The sequence below is a fragment of the Pseudomonas sp. HD6422 genome, from assembly GCF_025377065.1.
GTDB lineage: Bacteria > Pseudomonadota > Gammaproteobacteria > Pseudomonadales > Pseudomonadaceae > Aquipseudomonas > Aquipseudomonas putida_U.
Map to the genome: position 1 here is coordinate 1 of NZ_JAHWIW010000005.1, position 13,975 is coordinate 13,975.

Genomic DNA, 13,975 nt, shown 5'->3' on the forward strand with positions numbered 1-13,975 from the left:
GAAGTGGTGCGCATTATAAGGGGATTCGAAACGGCGTCAACACCTATTTTCAAGAAAATCAGATATTTAGCCAAAACACCAAAAAACAAAGCGGGGAGGCCTGTCGGCCTCCCCGCTTCTTATATAGCTACGCAAGCGCAATCGTCACTCTGCCTTCAGCGTCACCCGAGCGAAGGCTTTCTTGCCAGCCTGACAAACGTGGGTGGCCCCGATTGCGAACATGAAGTCTCGCTCGACCACAGCGCCATCTACCTTCACCGCGCCACCGCTGAGCAGATCGCGCGCCTGCGCCGAGTTCTTCACCAGACCTGCACGATTCAGCACGGCAGCAATCGGCAGGCTTTCAGCGGCAACCACCTCGACCTCCGGCAGGTCTTCAGGAAGCTCACCCTCCTTCATGCGATTACCCGCCGCACGGTGCGCGTTGGCAGCAGCCTCCTCACCATGGAAGCGGGCAACGATCTCTTCCGCCAGCTTGATCTTGATGTCACGCGGGTTCGCACCATTGGCCACGTCAGCACGGAACTGGTCGATCTCTTCCATCGAGCGGAAGCTCAGCAGCTCGAAGTAACGCCACATCAGCGTATCCGGGATCGATACCAGCTTGCTGTACATCACCCCCGGCGCTTCCTGGATGCCGACATAGTTACCGAGCGACTTGGACATCTTCTTCACGCCATCCAGCCCTTCGAGCAGCGGCATGGTCACGATGTTCTGCGCCTCCTGGCCGTAGGCGCGCTGCAACTCGCGCCCCATCAGCAGGTTGAACTTCTGGTCGGTACCGCCAAGCTCGACGTCCGCCTTGAGCGCCACCGAGTCATAACCTTGCACGAGCGGGTAAAGAAACTCGTGGATGGCGATCGGCTGGTTGGTGGTATAGCGCTTGTCGAAATCATCACGCTCCAGCATGCGCGCCACGGTGTACTGCGATGCCAGGCGAATGAAGTCGGCCGGAGTCAGCTTGTCCATCCAGGTGGAGTTGAACGCCACCTCGGTCTTGGCCGGGTCGAGGATCTTGAACACCTGCTGCTTATACGTCTCGGCATTCTCCAGCACCTGCTCGCGCGTCAGCGGCGGGCGGGTGGCACTCTTACCGCTCGGATCACCGATCATGCCGGTGAAGTCACCAATCAGGAAGATCACCTGGTGCCCCAGCTCCTGGAACTGGCGCAGCTTGTTGATCAGCACCGTGTGCCCCAGATGCAGATCGGGCGCCGTCGGGTCGAAGCCTGCCTTGATACGCAGAGGCTGGCCGCGCTTGAGCTTCTCAACCAGTTCCGACTCGACCAACACTTCTTCCGCACCGCGCTTGATAAGCGCCAGCTGCTCTTCAACCGACTTCATAGACAGACCCGCAAGGCTCAGATTCAAGGGGAGCCAACCATACAAGATCGGCCATCAAATACAAGTTTCGCAATGGAATGTGACCCGACAGGCGCCTTGCAGCGTCTACGCGCCCTTGCGCGAAAATGGATTTGGTTATATTTTATACAGTTATTTCATCTTCATCATGTCATTCATCTTTTCCATTTCACATTTTCAAAGTCTTTTTACCTATGACCAACGAAACGCCTAAAGCGCCTCCGCTTTATCCGAAAAGCCATCTGTTGGCCGCTAGCGGTATCGCCGCCCTGCTCAGCCTGGCCTTGCTGGTATTCCCTTCCAGTGAGGTGGAAGCCAAGAAAACCACCCTCAGCCTGGAGCTCGAAAGCCCGGCCGATCAACTCAAAGACCGCTCCGATGCAGCCGCGACGGACCAAGCCGAAGGTGATCAAGCTTCACCCTTCGCGCAGATCGAAGGTGCCGAGCCGGCCACCGAACAGGCGGACAGCCAAACGCAACCAGATGCCAAGCAGCCCGGCCACCGCGAAGTGACCGTCGCCAGCGGCGACACCCTGTCCACGCTGTTTGCCGAAGTCGGTCTGGCCCCCAGCGTCGTGCACGACGTGCTCGCCAGCAGCAAGCAGGCCAAGCAGTTCAGCCAGCTTAAGCACGGCCAGGTGCTGCAGTTCGAACTCGACAAGGATGGCCAACTGACCAGCCTGCAGAGCAAGGTCAGCAACCTTGAGACCATTCGCCTGAGCAAGACCGACAAGGGCTACAGCTTCGACCGCGAGATCAGCAAGCCCACTGTGCGCACTGCATATGCTCACGGCGTGATCAAGAGCTCGTTGTCGGCCTCCGCGCAGCGCGCCGGCCTGTCCCACAGCCTGACCATGGATATGGCCCGCGTGCTGGGCTACGACATCGACTTCGCCCAGGACATTCGCCAGGGCGACGAATTCGACGTGGTGTACGAACAGAAGGTCATGGACGGCAAGGTGGTCGGCACCGGCAACATTCTCTCTGCCCGCTTCACCAATCGCGGCAAGACCTACACGGCCGTGCGTTACACCAACAAGCAGGGCAATACCAGTTACTACACCGCCGACGGCAATAGCCTGCGCAAGGCTTTCATCCGCACACCGGTGGACTTCGCCCGCATCAGCTCGCGCTTCTCTGCTGGCCGCAAGCACCCCATTCTCAACAAGATCCGCGCCCACAAAGGTGTGGACTACGCTGCACCTCGCGGCACCCCGATCAAAGCCGCCGGCGATGGCCGCATCGAGCTGGCCGGCCGCCGTGGTGGCTACGGAAACACCGTGATCATTGCCCATGGTAACCGCTATAAAACCTTGTACGGTCACATGCAGGGCTTCGCCAAAGGCATCAAGACCGGCACCACCGTGAAGCAGGGCCAGATCATCGGCTATATCGGCACCACCGGCTTGTCCACCGGCCCACACCTGCACTACGAGTTCCAGGTCAACGGCGTGCATGTCGATCCGCTGAGCCAGAAGGTGCCAATGGCCGACCCGATTGCAAAAGCCGAACGTCAACGTTTCCTGCAGCAGAGCAAACCGCTGATCGCACGCATGGATCAGGAAAAGGCCACGCTTCTCGCCGCGAACAAGCGCTGAAACCATGGCGCTCTATCTGGGGGTGATGTCCGGCACCAGCCTCGATGGTCTCGATATCGCCCTGATCGAACAGGGCGAGCAGCCCAGCCTGCTCGCCACCCACTACCTGCCGATGCCCAGCGAGCTCCGTCAGCGCCTGTTGAGCCTGTGCGCCAGCGGTCCTGACGAAATTGCCCGTGCGGCGTTGGCGGAGAACCACTGGGCTACCCTAGCCGCCGAAGGTATTCGGACACTCCTTGCAACTCAAGGTCTGGACTCGGGCGCCATTCGTGCCATTGGCAGTCACGGCCAAACCATCCGCCACGAGCCCGCCCAGGGCTTCACCGTCCAGATCGGCAACCCCGCCCTGCTCGCCGAGCTGACCGGCATCAGCGTGGTGGCCGACTTCCGTCGCCGCGACGTCGCCGCAGGTGGACAAGGCGCTCCCCTGGTACCCGCTTTCCACGAGACCTTGTTCGGTCATCTGGGGCAGCGCTTGGCGGTGCTCAATGTAGGTGGATTCAGCAACCTCAGTCTGATCGCCTGCGATGCGCCAGTGCATGGCTTCGATTGCGGCCCGGGCAATGTGCTGATGGATGCCTGGATCGAGCAGCAGCGCGGCCTGCGCTATGACGCCGACGGCGCTTGGGCGGCAACTGGGCAGGTGATCGATGAATTGCTCGCCGCGATGCTGGGCGACCCATTCTTTTCCGGCGCTGGGCCCAAGAGTACTGGCCGCGAGGTGTTCAATCTGCCCTGGCTGCAGAGTCACCTGTCCCGCCTGCCCAGCTATCGTGATGAGGACGTCCAGGCCACGCTGCTCGAGCTGACCGCACGCAGCATCATCGAATCCTTACGCAACGCTCAGCAGGACACCGAGGCGTTGTTGGTCTGCGGTGGCGGTGCGCGCAACGGCACCTTGATGGCCCGCCTGGCTGCGTTGCTGCCCGACGCTCAGGTTGCCAGCACCGCCGCCCATGGCGTGGACCCGGACTGGGTCGAAGGCATGGCGTTTGCCTGGCTCGCACATTGCTGCCTTGAAGGCATCCCCGCTAACCGCCCGAGCGTCACCGCCGCCAGAGGGTTGCGCATTCTCGGCGCGATCTACCCTGCCTAACCCAGCCGCCACAATGCAAAACGCCGCGCAAATGCGCGGCGTTTTGCTACCTGCTGTTCTCAGATCGAGAACGAGGAACCGCAACCGCAAGTGGTGGTGGCGTTCGGGTTCTTGATCACGAAACGCGACCCTTCCAGACCTTCCTGATAATCCACCTCGGCGCCAGCCAGGTACTGGAAGCTCATGGGGTCGACCACCAGCGATACGCCTTCGCGCTCGACGATGGTGTCGTCTTCGGCCACGTCCTCATCGAAGGTGAAGCCATACTGGAAGCCCGAGCAGCCGCCGCCTGTCACGAATACACGCAACTTCAGACGATCATTGCCTTCCTCGGTGACCAGGGTCTTCACCTTTTGTGCAGCCCCTTGGGTGAATTCAAGAACCGTGGGGGTGAAGGTTTCGACGCTCATGCTGATTCTCCCGGCGTTGGTGCCGCCATAAAACTCGATGACGCGCATTATCCGCTTCCCCGAGAAAAATGGTCAAGAATTGTGCGGCTTTAGTCTGTGCCAAGAAAAAGGCCCGCACGGGGCGGGCCTTTGGTGACCACCAGACAATTACGGCAGCAGGCCGGCGTGGGAAAGGCCCATGCGTTCGTCCAGACCGAACAGGATGTTGAGGTTCTGCACCGCCTGCCCGGATGCACCCTTGACGAGGTTGTCGATGACCGACAGGACCACCACCAGGTCGCCGCCCTGCGGGCGATGCACGGCAATACGGCAAACGTTGGCACCGCGTACACTGCGGGTTTCCGGATGGCTGCCAGCGGGCATCACATCGACGAACGGTTCGTCAGCGTAGCGCTTCTCGAACAATGCCTGCAGGTCGACCGAGGTGTCGGCGACCGTCGCGTACAGAGTGGCATGGATACCACGAATCATGGGGGTCAGGTGTGGCACGAAGGTCAGGCCGATGTCCTTGCCTGCAGCCAGGCGCAGGCCCTGGCTGATCTCCGGCAGGTGGCGGTGGCCCTTGACGGCATAGGCCTTCATGCTCTCGCCTGCTTCACAGAACAGCGAACCGACGGCTGCGCCCCGACCTGCACCACTGACACCCGACTTGCAGTCGGCGATCAGGCGCGAAGCATCCGCCAGCCCAGCTTCGAGCAAAGGCAGGAAGCCCAGCTGGGTAGCGGTGGGGTAGCAACCCGGCACGGCAATCAGGCGCGCCTGGCGAATTTTTTCGCGGTTCACCTCCGGCAGACCATACACGGCATCCTTGAGCAACTCCGGTGCACCATGGGGCTGACCGTACCATTTGCCCCACTCGGTGGCATCCTGCAGACGGAAATCTGCCGACAGGTCGATCACCTTGGTGCCCGCCGCCAGCAACTCGCCGGCCAAAGCGTGGGCGACACCGTGCGGGGTGGCGAAGAACACCACGTCGCAGGCCGCCAGGGTCTTGCTGTCCGGGACGCTGAAGGCCAGGCCGTCGTAGTGGCCGCGCAGGTTCGGGTACATGTCGGCTACCGCCACGCCCGCCTCGGAGCGCGAGGTGATGACCGCAACTTCTGCCTGCGGATGCTGTGCCAGCAGACGCAACAGTTCGACACCGGTGTAACCCGTGCCGCCGACGATACCGACCTTGATCATGACGCTTGCCCCTTTTTGACGAACCCACTGGAAAGCGCACGATAATAGGGGGCCGTGGCTCCTGTAACAACTCTTCAGGTGTCCCTTGGCACGCTTGACCACTACTATCTGACGACCGTGAATCCTGAAGGAACTCCCTCCATGCTCTATCTGTGGATAAAAGCCCTGCACATCGTCAGTGTCGTCTGCTGGTTCGCCGGCCTGTTCTACCTGCCGCGCCTGTTCGTCTACCACGCACAGAGCGAGGACAAGGTCAGCCAGGAGCGCTTCATGGTCATGGAGCGCAAGTTGCTGCGTGGCATCATGAATCCGGCCATGGTCGCCACTTATGTGTTCGGCGCCTGGATGCTCTACCTCACTCCTGGCTGGCTGAGTCAGGGCTGGCTGCACGCCAAGTTGACCCTGGTGATCCTGCTGACCGGCTATCACCACATGTGCAGTGCCCAGCGCAAACGCTTCGCCGCCGGCACCAATACCCGCAGTCACGTGTACTACCGCTGGTTCAACGAGGTGCCGGTAGTGTTCCTGCTGGCAATCGTCATCCTGGTGGTGGTCAAACCGTTCTAGCCCCTGCGAAGGCTGAAACGAAAGGCAACACTTCGGTCTGTCACGCGCTGTACACTACCTGCCCTCATCCGCCGCCAGGAGCCTTGCATGACCCGTTACGCCATGATCACCGGTGCTTCCAGCGGCTTGGGCCTGGCACTGGCGGAAGCCTTGGCGCGGCGCGGGCGCAACCTGATCCTGGTGGCACGCCATCGGGAAACCCTGGAGCCGGTGGCCATCGAGCTCAGCCAACGCTTCGGCGTAGAAGTGCTGCTGCGCGCCTGCGACCTCAGTCAACCGCTGCGGCTTTCCGGATTCGTACTGGAGCTTGAGGAAGGCGAGCGGCGCATCGACTTGCTGGTCAATTGCGCGGGGCAGCGCACCTATGGGCCGTTCCTGGCCCATGAGTGGGCTGATGAGCAGGACTTGCTGGAGGTCGATATCCTGGCCCTGAGCCGCCTATGCCACGCCATCGGCAACCTGATGGCGATCCAGGGGGGCGGGCAGATTCTCAACGTCGCCGGTCTCGCCGCCGTGGCGCCGGGTCCCTGGATGGTCACCTATGCGGCCAGCAAAGCTTATGTGATGAGTTTCTCCCAGGCCTTGCGCGAAGAGCTCAAGCGCACAGGCATCAAGGTCTCGGTACTGTGCCCCGGCCCGGTGCGCTCGGCACGGCGACCGATCCCACGGCTCGATGGCGGCAGCCGCTGCCTGAGCCCCGAGGAAGTCGCACTGCACGCTGTGCGCGCACTGGACCGCAACCGTGCGGTGATCATCCCCGGCCGGCGTAACCGCTGGCTGGCGTTCGCTCCGCGCCTGCTGCCGGCGTGGCTGGTGCGCAAGCTGGCCGGCGTCATCCATCGCCGCTATTGCCCGGTTGGAATGGAATAGCCACTGGGCGAGCGGCACCGGGCTGAGTACACTCGGCCCGGACCCTCACCATGGAGCAAGTGCTGTGGACGATTTATTCATCAAGATCATCAACCGGGAAATCCCGGCGAAGATCATCTACGAGGACGACCAGGTTCTGGCCTTCCACGACATCGCCCCCCAGGCGCCGGTGCACTTTCTGGTCATCCCGAAAAAGCACATCCGCACCCTCAACGACCTGACCGAAGACGACAAGGGGCTGGCGGGCCACATCCTGTTTACCGCCCAACGCCTGGCCAAGGAACTCGGCTGCGAGGACGGTTTCCGTGTGGTCATGAACTGCAACGAACAAGGTGGGCAAACCGTCTACCACATTCACATGCATGTGCTCGGCCAACGTCAAATGCACTGGCCGCCGGGCTGATCCAGAGCAGGCGACCCCGCATCGATTGCGTTAAACTGTCGGGCACATTCTTGCGGAGGTGCCCGATGGCTACCGAACGTCACTACTCGCCGCTCGACCGCTTGTTGCTGCAGGCCGATACCGCCATGCGCACCTTGCTGCCCTTCAGCGGCCAACCTTCCCGCCCTTCCCCCGCCGTCATCCAGCCGGACACCGATTTGGACGAGGCGCAGGCCCGTCATATTGCCGGTCTGATGCGCATCAACCATACCGGCGAAGTCTGTGCCCAGGCGCTGTATCAGGGCCAGGCCCTGACCGCCAAGCTGCCCGAGGTGCGCAAAGCCATGGAGCATGCCGCCGAAGAAGAAATCGACCACCTGGCCTGGTGCGAGCAGCGTATCCGTCAGCTCAACAGCCACCCGAGCGTGCTCAATCCGCTGTTCTACGGTATGTCGTTCGGTATCGGTGCCTTGGCCGGACTGGTCAGCGACAAGGTCAGCCTGGGCTTCGTCGCCGCCACCGAACACCAGGTGTGCAAACACCTGGACGAGCACCTCGAGCAGATCCCGCACGAGGACGAGAAGTCCCGGGCGATCCTCGAGCAGATGCGAGTGGACGAAGAGCAACACGCCGAGTCGGCCCTCGAAGCCGGTGGATACCGTTTTCCGGCCCCAGTGCGCTTTGGCATGAGCCTGCTGGCCAAGGTCATGACCAAGAGCACTTACCGCATCTGAGGACATCATGACGGATCGCTTCGACGCCAAGGACCTGGCGCGCGCGGTGCAGGCCGGGATTCTCCAGCCCGGCCAGGACCATGCCCTGCTCGCGTTCCTGCGCCAACAACCGGCGGCACGTGGCAGCCTGCAACTGGCCCACGCCGCTTTCTACTTCGGCGCCTTGCTGATCATGGGTGCCATGGGCTGGCTGCTCACCGAAGCCTGGATGCGCGTCGGCGACTGGGCACTGCTGGCGATCGCCGTACTCTATATCTTCTTACTCACAGGCTTCGCCCTGAACCTGCAGCGGCGCGGCCAGGCCGTCGCCGCTGGCGTACTGGCGGCCGTAGCCGTCAGCATCGTGCCGCTGGCCGTGTTCGCGGTCGAACGGCTGCTGGACTGGTGGCCACTGGAAGATGCACAGTCGAGCTACCACGATTACTACGCTTACATCCGTGGCGCCTGGCTGCTGATGGAGGCGGCGACCGTGGTGGCCGGGCTGCTCATGCTGAGACTGGTTCCCTATCCGTTCATCGCCATGCCGATCGCCGTGGCCTTGTGGTTCATGTCGATGGACTTGAGTGAGTGGATCTACGGCGCGCCTTTCACCTGGGAGCAGCGGCGCACGGTGTCATTGTGGTTTGGCCTGGGCCTGCTGGCCGTCATGCTGCTGGTGGATGGCCGCACGCGCCAGGACTATGCGCACTGGGGCTATCTGGCCGGGTTGATGGCGTTCTGGGGTGGCTTGACCTTGATGGACAGCGACAGCGAGTTGGGCAAAGCCTTCTACTGCCTGATCAACCTCGGCTTGATGGCGATGGCCATCGTGTTGCGCCGCCCGGTATTCATGGTCTTCGGCGCGTTAGGGATCGCTGCGTACCTGGGCTACCTGGCTTACGAGGTATTCGCCGACTCGCTGTTGTTCCCCGTGGTGCTGACCTTGATCGGCCTGGGGGTGATCGGTCTTGGACTGGCATATCAGAAACGCCGCGACCACCTGAGTCGCTCGGCCCGAGAGCGCCTGCCCCGGTGGTTGCTGACGGCACTACCGGCGTTACGCGACTGAGCACCGTCTGGGCGACGAGGCCGCCCAGGCGTGTTGAGTTCAACCCAGTTCGACGATCTCGTAGCCGTGGGTGATTTCCACCCCGGCGCGCTCGAGCATGATCGACGCCGAGCAGTACTTCTCCGCCGACAGTTCCACTGCGCGCTTGACCTGGGCTTCTTTGAGCCCGCGCCCTTTCACCACGAAATTCATGTGGATCTTGGTGAATACCTTCGGATCCTCGCTGGCACGCTCCGCTTCGAGGAAGGCCTCGCAGCTTTCCACCGCCTGGCGCGACTTCTTCAGGATACTGACGACGTCGAAACTGCTGCAGCCACCCAGGCCGAGCAGCAGCATTTCCATCGGACGCACGCCCAGGTTACGACCACCGGATTCGGGTGGGCCATCCATCACGACGACATGGCCGCTCCCCGACTCGCCGAGGAACATCGCTTCGCCGGCCCACTGGATGCGTGCCTTCATCTATCCATACTCCTTAAATTCGGAAAAGGGTGTCAGCTTACGGCTTGTGCAGCCGTCGGAAAAGCTCAAGACGCTGCGCTTTTGTGCTTAAACACCCACAGTGTCTGATAAGCTGGCGCCAATCGACTGGCGCGTTCCTGCCAGATAGCTGCTAACAAGACTCCCCGTCGCATCGAACAGGATTTCGTGATGGTTGCCTCTGCCCTTCCCGCCAAGATCAAGAATATCGACAAGCTGCTGGTGCACTGCCAGCGTCGGCGCTATGTCGCCAAGAGCAACATCATCTGCGCCGGTGACCGGGCCGATACATTGTCGTTCATCCTCAAGGGTTCGGTGACCATCCTCATCGAGGACGACGAAGGTCATGAAATGATCATCGCCTACCTCAACAGCGGCGACTTCTTCGGTGAACTGGGCTTGTTCGAGCCAGCCGGCAGCGACCAGCAGCGTAGCGCCTGGGTACGTGCCAAGACCGAGTGCGAAGTGGCCGAGATCAGCTACGACAAGTTTCGCGAACTGGCGCGCCAGGACCCGGAGATTCTCTACGCACTTGGCAGCCAGATGGCCCAGCGCCTGCGCAACACCACGCGCAAGGTCGGCGATCTGGCGTTCTTCGATGTCACTGGCCGCGTCGCCCGCTGCTTGCTCGACCTGTGCAAGCAGCCCGATGCCATGACTCACCCCGACGGCATGCAGATCAAGATCACCCGTCAGGAAATCGGCCGTATCGTTGGCTGTTCGCGGGAAATGGTCGGTCGCGTCCTCAAGGATCTCGAGGAGCGCAGCCTGGTGCAGGTCAAGGGCAAGACCATGGTGGTCTACGGCACCCGCTAATCCCTGGGCAGCGCCGCCAATACCTCGCCGTAGGCGCGGGACAAACGCTCGAACCACGGTACTTGGGGCGCCACCTCATGCAGGGCAATATGGCTGTCGGCGCGGCATCGCTGTTCAAGGCCACAGCATTCGTTGAATCGATTGACCGCCGCCACCATCGACTCACGCTCGTTGTCCAACAACAACGCGCCATGCACCAGCACCACCGGACGCTTGCCTCCCAGACCCTGACGCCAGCGCTGAGCCGTACCCACCAGCTTGCGACCATTGAGATTGACGTTGTAGCGGCCATCGCAGAAAGCACCGTCGATCTCACCTACCGACGCCACCCCACCCCATTCGCGCAATACATCGCACAGCGGCAGACACAGCCGTTCGTAGGCGTTCTCGATACGACCATGGTCCCCTTCGCTGCGTGGTGCCACATACACCAGTGCCACGTTCACCGTCGCATGCGACTGAGGCACCGGTTCGCCACCGGTTTCGCGCAGCAGGACCGGCCAGCCGGCGATTGCCAACTCCGCGCAGGCGGCTTCGAAGTTGTCCAGGCGGCTCATGCGCCGGGGCATGACCAGGGCATGGTCGGTGGGGCGCCAGAACAGCACGCCGGCTTCGCGATCGCCACGGCAGACGGCGGCGAGCAGCTCCTGTTCGGCGTGCAAGCCTTGTTCGACGGTCAGGGCCAGGGGTTGATCGGTCATTGATTGGGCCACCTATGATGTTGGCGCCACCGGCCACTTTCGCGGGCAAGCCCGCTCCTACAGGGACGGTGCTGGAATCCAGAGCCATGAAAAAGCCGGCACAAGGCCGGCTTCGGTTCGATCAGTCCAAGGACTGAACGGTCTTCTTCACCAGTTCCGGGAAGAACAACCGCTGCAGTTCCAGACCTGGCTGCTCGGCCCGCATGAACGCCTCACCGACCAGGAACGAGTAAACGTCATTGATTGCCATCAGCTCGACATCGGCGCGGTTGAGAATACCGCTTTCGGTGATGGCCAAACGGTCGCGCGGGATACGAGGCAGCAGATCGAGGGTGGTTTCCAGGCTGACGTCGAAGGTGTGCAGGTTGCGGTTGTTGACTCCGACCAATGGCGTGTCGAGGGTCTTCAAGGCCCGCTCCAGCTCATCGCCATCGTGCACTTCGACCAGCACGTCGAGGCCGACGTCCTTGGCCGTGGCGGCCAGCTCGGCCATTTTCACATCGTCCAGGGCCGAAACGATCAGCAACACGCAGTCGGCGCCCAAGGCCCGGGCCTCGACGATCTGGTAGGGGTCGACCATGAAGTCCTTGCGGATCACCGGCAGCGCAACCGCAGCGCGCGCCTGCTGCAGGTACTCGTCAGCACCCTGGAAGTAGTCCACATCGGTCAACACCGACAGGCAGGTCGCCCCGCCTTTTTCGTAACTGACGGCAATCTCCGCGGGTACGAAGTTCTCGCGAATGACACCCTTGCTCGGCGACGCCTTCTTGATCTCGGCGATGACCGCAGGCTGCTTGCGCTTGGCCTGTTCGATCAGGGCATTGGCGAAGCCTCGTGGCGCATCGGCCGCTTTGGCCAGACGCTCCAGCTCGGCCAGGCTGACCCGTGCACTGCGCTCGGCCACTTCCTGGAACTTGCGGGCAATGATCCTCTCCAGCACCGTCGGTACACTCATGCTTCGTTCTCCACCTTGAATACCGCGGTAAATGCACCCAGCTCCTGCAGCTTTTCCCAGGCCAACCCGGTGTGCAACACGTCGTGCGCCAGTTCGACACCCCCCTTGAGGCTCATCGCGTGGTCAGCGGCGTACAACGCAGCACCGGCATTGAGCACGATCATTTCGGCGGCTTTCTGGCCATTCTCGGTCTTGCGTCGGCCCAACGCATCGCGAATCAACTCCAGCGACGCCTGCGGGCCCTCGACCGCCAGGCCGTGCAGGCTCTGGCTCTTGATGCCGAGATCTTCCGGCTCGACCCAGTACTCGAGGATCTCACCGTTCTTCAGTTCGGCTACATAGGTCGGCGCGGCCAGGCTGAACTCGTCCAGACCATCCTTGGAGTGCACCACCAGCACGTGCTTGCTGCCCAGGCGCTGCAGCACCTCCGCCAGAGGCCGGCACAGCGCCTGGGTGAACACGCCGACCACCTGATGTTTCACACCGGCCGGGTTCGTAAGCGGGCCGAGCATGTTGAACAGGGTACGCAGGCCCAGGTCACGGCGCGGGCCTGCGGCATGTTTCATCGCCGAGTGATGGCTCTGGGCGAACATGAAGCCGATACCCAGGCTGTCGATGCAGCGGGCGACCTGGGTTGGCGTCAGGTTCAGGTAGATACCGGCGGCTTCCAGCAGGTCGGCGCTGCCGCTTTTGCCGGACACCGCACGGTTGCCATGCTTGGCCACGGTGCAACCGGCAGCGGCGAGGACGAACGATGAAGCGGTGGAGACATTGAAGATGTTGGCGCCATCGCCACCGGTGCCGACGATGTCGACCACCCCATCGAGGGTGTTCAGCTCGACCTTGTCGGCCAGCTCACGCATCACCGACACCGCACCGACGATCTCATCGATGCTCTCGCTCTTCATGCGCATGCCCATCAGGAAGGCGCCGATCTGCGCCTCGCTGCACTGGCCGGTCATGATCTGACGCATGACATCGCGCATTTCCTCGGTAGACAGGTCCAGGTGGCCGACGATTCGACTCAACGCGGTCTTGATATCCATGTTCGATCCTTAGCGGCGGCCGCCGGTCTGTTTGAGGAAATTGGCGAACAGCTCGTGGCCCTGTTCGGTGAGGATCGATTCTGGGTGGAACTGCACCCCTTCGATGTTCAAGGTCTTGTGACGCAGGCCCATGATCTCGTCGACCGAGCCGTCTTCCAGGGCTGTCCAGGCGGTGACTTCCAGGCAGTCGGGCAGGGTCTCGCGCTTGACCACCAACGAATGATAGCGGGTCACGGTCAGCGGGTTGTTCAGGCCGCTGAAGACACCCAGGTCGCGGTGATGCACCGGACTGGTCTTGCCATGCATCACCTGGCGGGCACGGACCACGTCACCACCGAAGGCCTGGCCGATGGACTGATGGCCCAGGCACACACCCAGAATCGGCAACTTGCCGGCGAAGTGCAGGATGGCTTCGATGGAAACGCCCGCTTCGCTCGGCGTGCACGGGCCCGGCGAGACGACGATGCGCTCGGGATTAAGGGCTTCGATTTGGGCGATGGTCATTTCGTCGTTGCGAATGACCTTGACCTCGGCACCCAGCTCGCCCAGGTACTGGACGACGTTGTAAGTGAATGAGTCGTAATTGTCGATCATCAGTAACATCGGGTTAAACCTCTTGAATCTACTGACTTCAGAATTCGAACCTTCCTGCACCCGCCACAGGCGCGGCTTTGCCACAAAAGCGTGGTAGACAGAAAGGCAAACGGGGGCGGGCCGGACGGGCCGGC

The 13,975-nt window shown here is 62.0% G+C and carries 16 protein-coding genes; 8 read left to right on the top strand and 8 right to left on the bottom strand.

Features of this window, described 5'->3' with window-relative positions:
* Positions 1-144: 144 nt before the first annotated feature.
* Positions 145-1,344, bottom strand: coding sequence for a tyrosine--tRNA ligase (tyrS, locus tag KY379_RS04630; RefSeq protein WP_133327234.1), 1,200 nt, complete (start codon positions 1,342-1,344; stop codon positions 145-147).
* Between the two features lie 212 nt (positions 1,345-1,556).
* On the opposite strand from tyrS, the gene KY379_RS04635 reads away from it, so the two are divergent.
* Positions 1,557-2,960 carry a peptidoglycan DD-metalloendopeptidase family protein gene (locus KY379_RS04635; RefSeq protein ID WP_133327236.1) on the top strand — a complete coding sequence of 468 codons (1,404 nt, stop codon included), beginning with the start codon at positions 1,557-1,559 and terminating at the stop codon, positions 2,958-2,960.
* Positions 2,961-2,964: 4 nt separating this feature from the next.
* Positions 2,965-4,056: an anhydro-N-acetylmuramic acid kinase gene (locus KY379_RS04640; RefSeq protein ID WP_133327238.1), complete on the top strand. Its 1,092-nt coding sequence runs from the start codon at positions 2,965-2,967 to the stop codon at positions 4,054-4,056.
* Between the two features lie 59 nt (positions 4,057-4,115).
* Here the strand turns inward: KY379_RS04640 and erpA are convergent, their stop codons facing one another.
* Together erpA and argC are read right to left on the bottom strand one after the other, a co-directional pair.
* Entirely contained in the window at positions 4,116-4,466 is a 351-nt protein-coding gene (gene erpA / locus KY379_RS04645; protein WP_133327240.1) for an iron-sulfur cluster insertion protein ErpA, read from the bottom strand.
* A 147-nt stretch (positions 4,467-4,613) separates the two neighbouring features.
* Complete coding sequence (argC, locus tag KY379_RS04650; protein ID WP_133327242.1) at positions 4,614-5,648, bottom strand: N-acetyl-gamma-glutamyl-phosphate reductase; 1,035 nt, start codon at positions 5,646-5,648, stop codon at positions 4,614-4,616.
* 141 nt (positions 5,649-5,789) lie between these two features.
* Between argC and hemJ the strand changes: the two genes are divergently transcribed.
* The 5 genes from hemJ (at position 5,790) to KY379_RS04675 (ending at position 9,249) form a co-directional block, all read left to right on the top strand.
* The gene (gene hemJ / locus KY379_RS04655) at positions 5,790-6,215 is read left to right on the top strand and encodes a protoporphyrinogen oxidase HemJ (protein WP_133327243.1); all 426 of its coding nucleotides are present in this window, start codon (positions 5,790-5,792) and stop codon (positions 6,213-6,215) included.
* An 87-nt stretch (positions 6,216-6,302) separates the two neighbouring features.
* A complete protein-coding gene (locus KY379_RS04660) occupies positions 6,303-7,085 on the top strand; it encodes an SDR family NAD(P)-dependent oxidoreductase (protein ID WP_261239328.1) in 783 nt (260 codons plus the stop codon).
* A gap of 64 nt (positions 7,086-7,149) precedes the next feature.
* Complete coding sequence (locus tag KY379_RS04665) at positions 7,150-7,488, top strand: histidine triad nucleotide-binding protein (protein WP_133327247.1); 339 nt, start codon at positions 7,150-7,152, stop codon at positions 7,486-7,488.
* Between the two features lie 65 nt (positions 7,489-7,553).
* Entirely contained in the window at positions 7,554-8,201 is a 648-nt protein-coding gene (gene coq7, locus KY379_RS04670; protein WP_133327249.1) for a 2-polyprenyl-3-methyl-6-methoxy-1,4-benzoquinone monooxygenase, read from the top strand.
* A gap of 7 nt (positions 8,202-8,208) precedes the next feature.
* Entirely contained in the window at positions 8,209-9,249 is a 1,041-nt protein-coding gene (locus KY379_RS04675; RefSeq protein WP_261239329.1) for a DUF2157 domain-containing protein, read from the top strand.
* Positions 9,250-9,288: 39 nt separating this feature from the next.
* On the opposite strand, the gene KY379_RS04680 is transcribed toward KY379_RS04675, so the two are convergent.
* Positions 9,289-9,711 carry an OsmC family protein gene (locus KY379_RS04680; RefSeq protein WP_003255523.1) on the bottom strand — a complete coding sequence of 141 codons (423 nt, stop codon included), beginning with the start codon at positions 9,709-9,711 and terminating at the stop codon, positions 9,289-9,291.
* 189 nt (positions 9,712-9,900) lie between these two features.
* Between KY379_RS04680 and crp the strand changes: the two genes are divergently transcribed.
* On the top strand, positions 9,901-10,545 hold the full coding sequence (crp, locus tag KY379_RS04685; protein WP_133327253.1) for a cAMP-activated global transcriptional regulator CRP: 645 nt from the start codon (positions 9,901-9,903) through the stop codon (positions 10,543-10,545).
* Here the strand turns inward: crp and KY379_RS04690 are convergent.
* The 4 genes from KY379_RS04690 to KY379_RS04705 all read right to left on the bottom strand — a co-directional run bounded on the left by KY379_RS04690 (position 10,542) and on the right by KY379_RS04705 (position 13,850).
* Complete coding sequence (locus KY379_RS04690; RefSeq protein ID WP_261239330.1) at positions 10,542-11,246, bottom strand: biotin/lipoate A/B protein ligase family protein; 705 nt, start codon at positions 11,244-11,246, stop codon at positions 10,542-10,544. The genes crp and KY379_RS04690 overlap by 4 nt on opposite strands.
* Positions 11,247-11,367: 121 nt before the next feature.
* The gene (gene trpC / locus KY379_RS04695) at positions 11,368-12,201 is read right to left on the bottom strand and encodes an indole-3-glycerol phosphate synthase TrpC (protein WP_133327257.1); all 834 of its coding nucleotides are present in this window, start codon (positions 12,199-12,201) and stop codon (positions 11,368-11,370) included.
* Positions 12,198-13,247, bottom strand: a complete 1,050-nt coding sequence (trpD, locus tag KY379_RS04700; protein ID WP_133327259.1) for an anthranilate phosphoribosyltransferase — start codon at positions 13,245-13,247, stop codon at positions 12,198-12,200. Before trpD ends, trpC begins: the two co-directional genes overlap by 4 nt.
* Before the next feature lie 9 nt (positions 13,248-13,256).
* On the bottom strand, positions 13,257-13,850 hold the full coding sequence (locus KY379_RS04705; RefSeq protein ID WP_196172026.1) for an aminodeoxychorismate/anthranilate synthase component II: 594 nt from the start codon (positions 13,848-13,850) through the stop codon (positions 13,257-13,259).
* Positions 13,851-13,975: the final 125 nt, after the last annotated feature.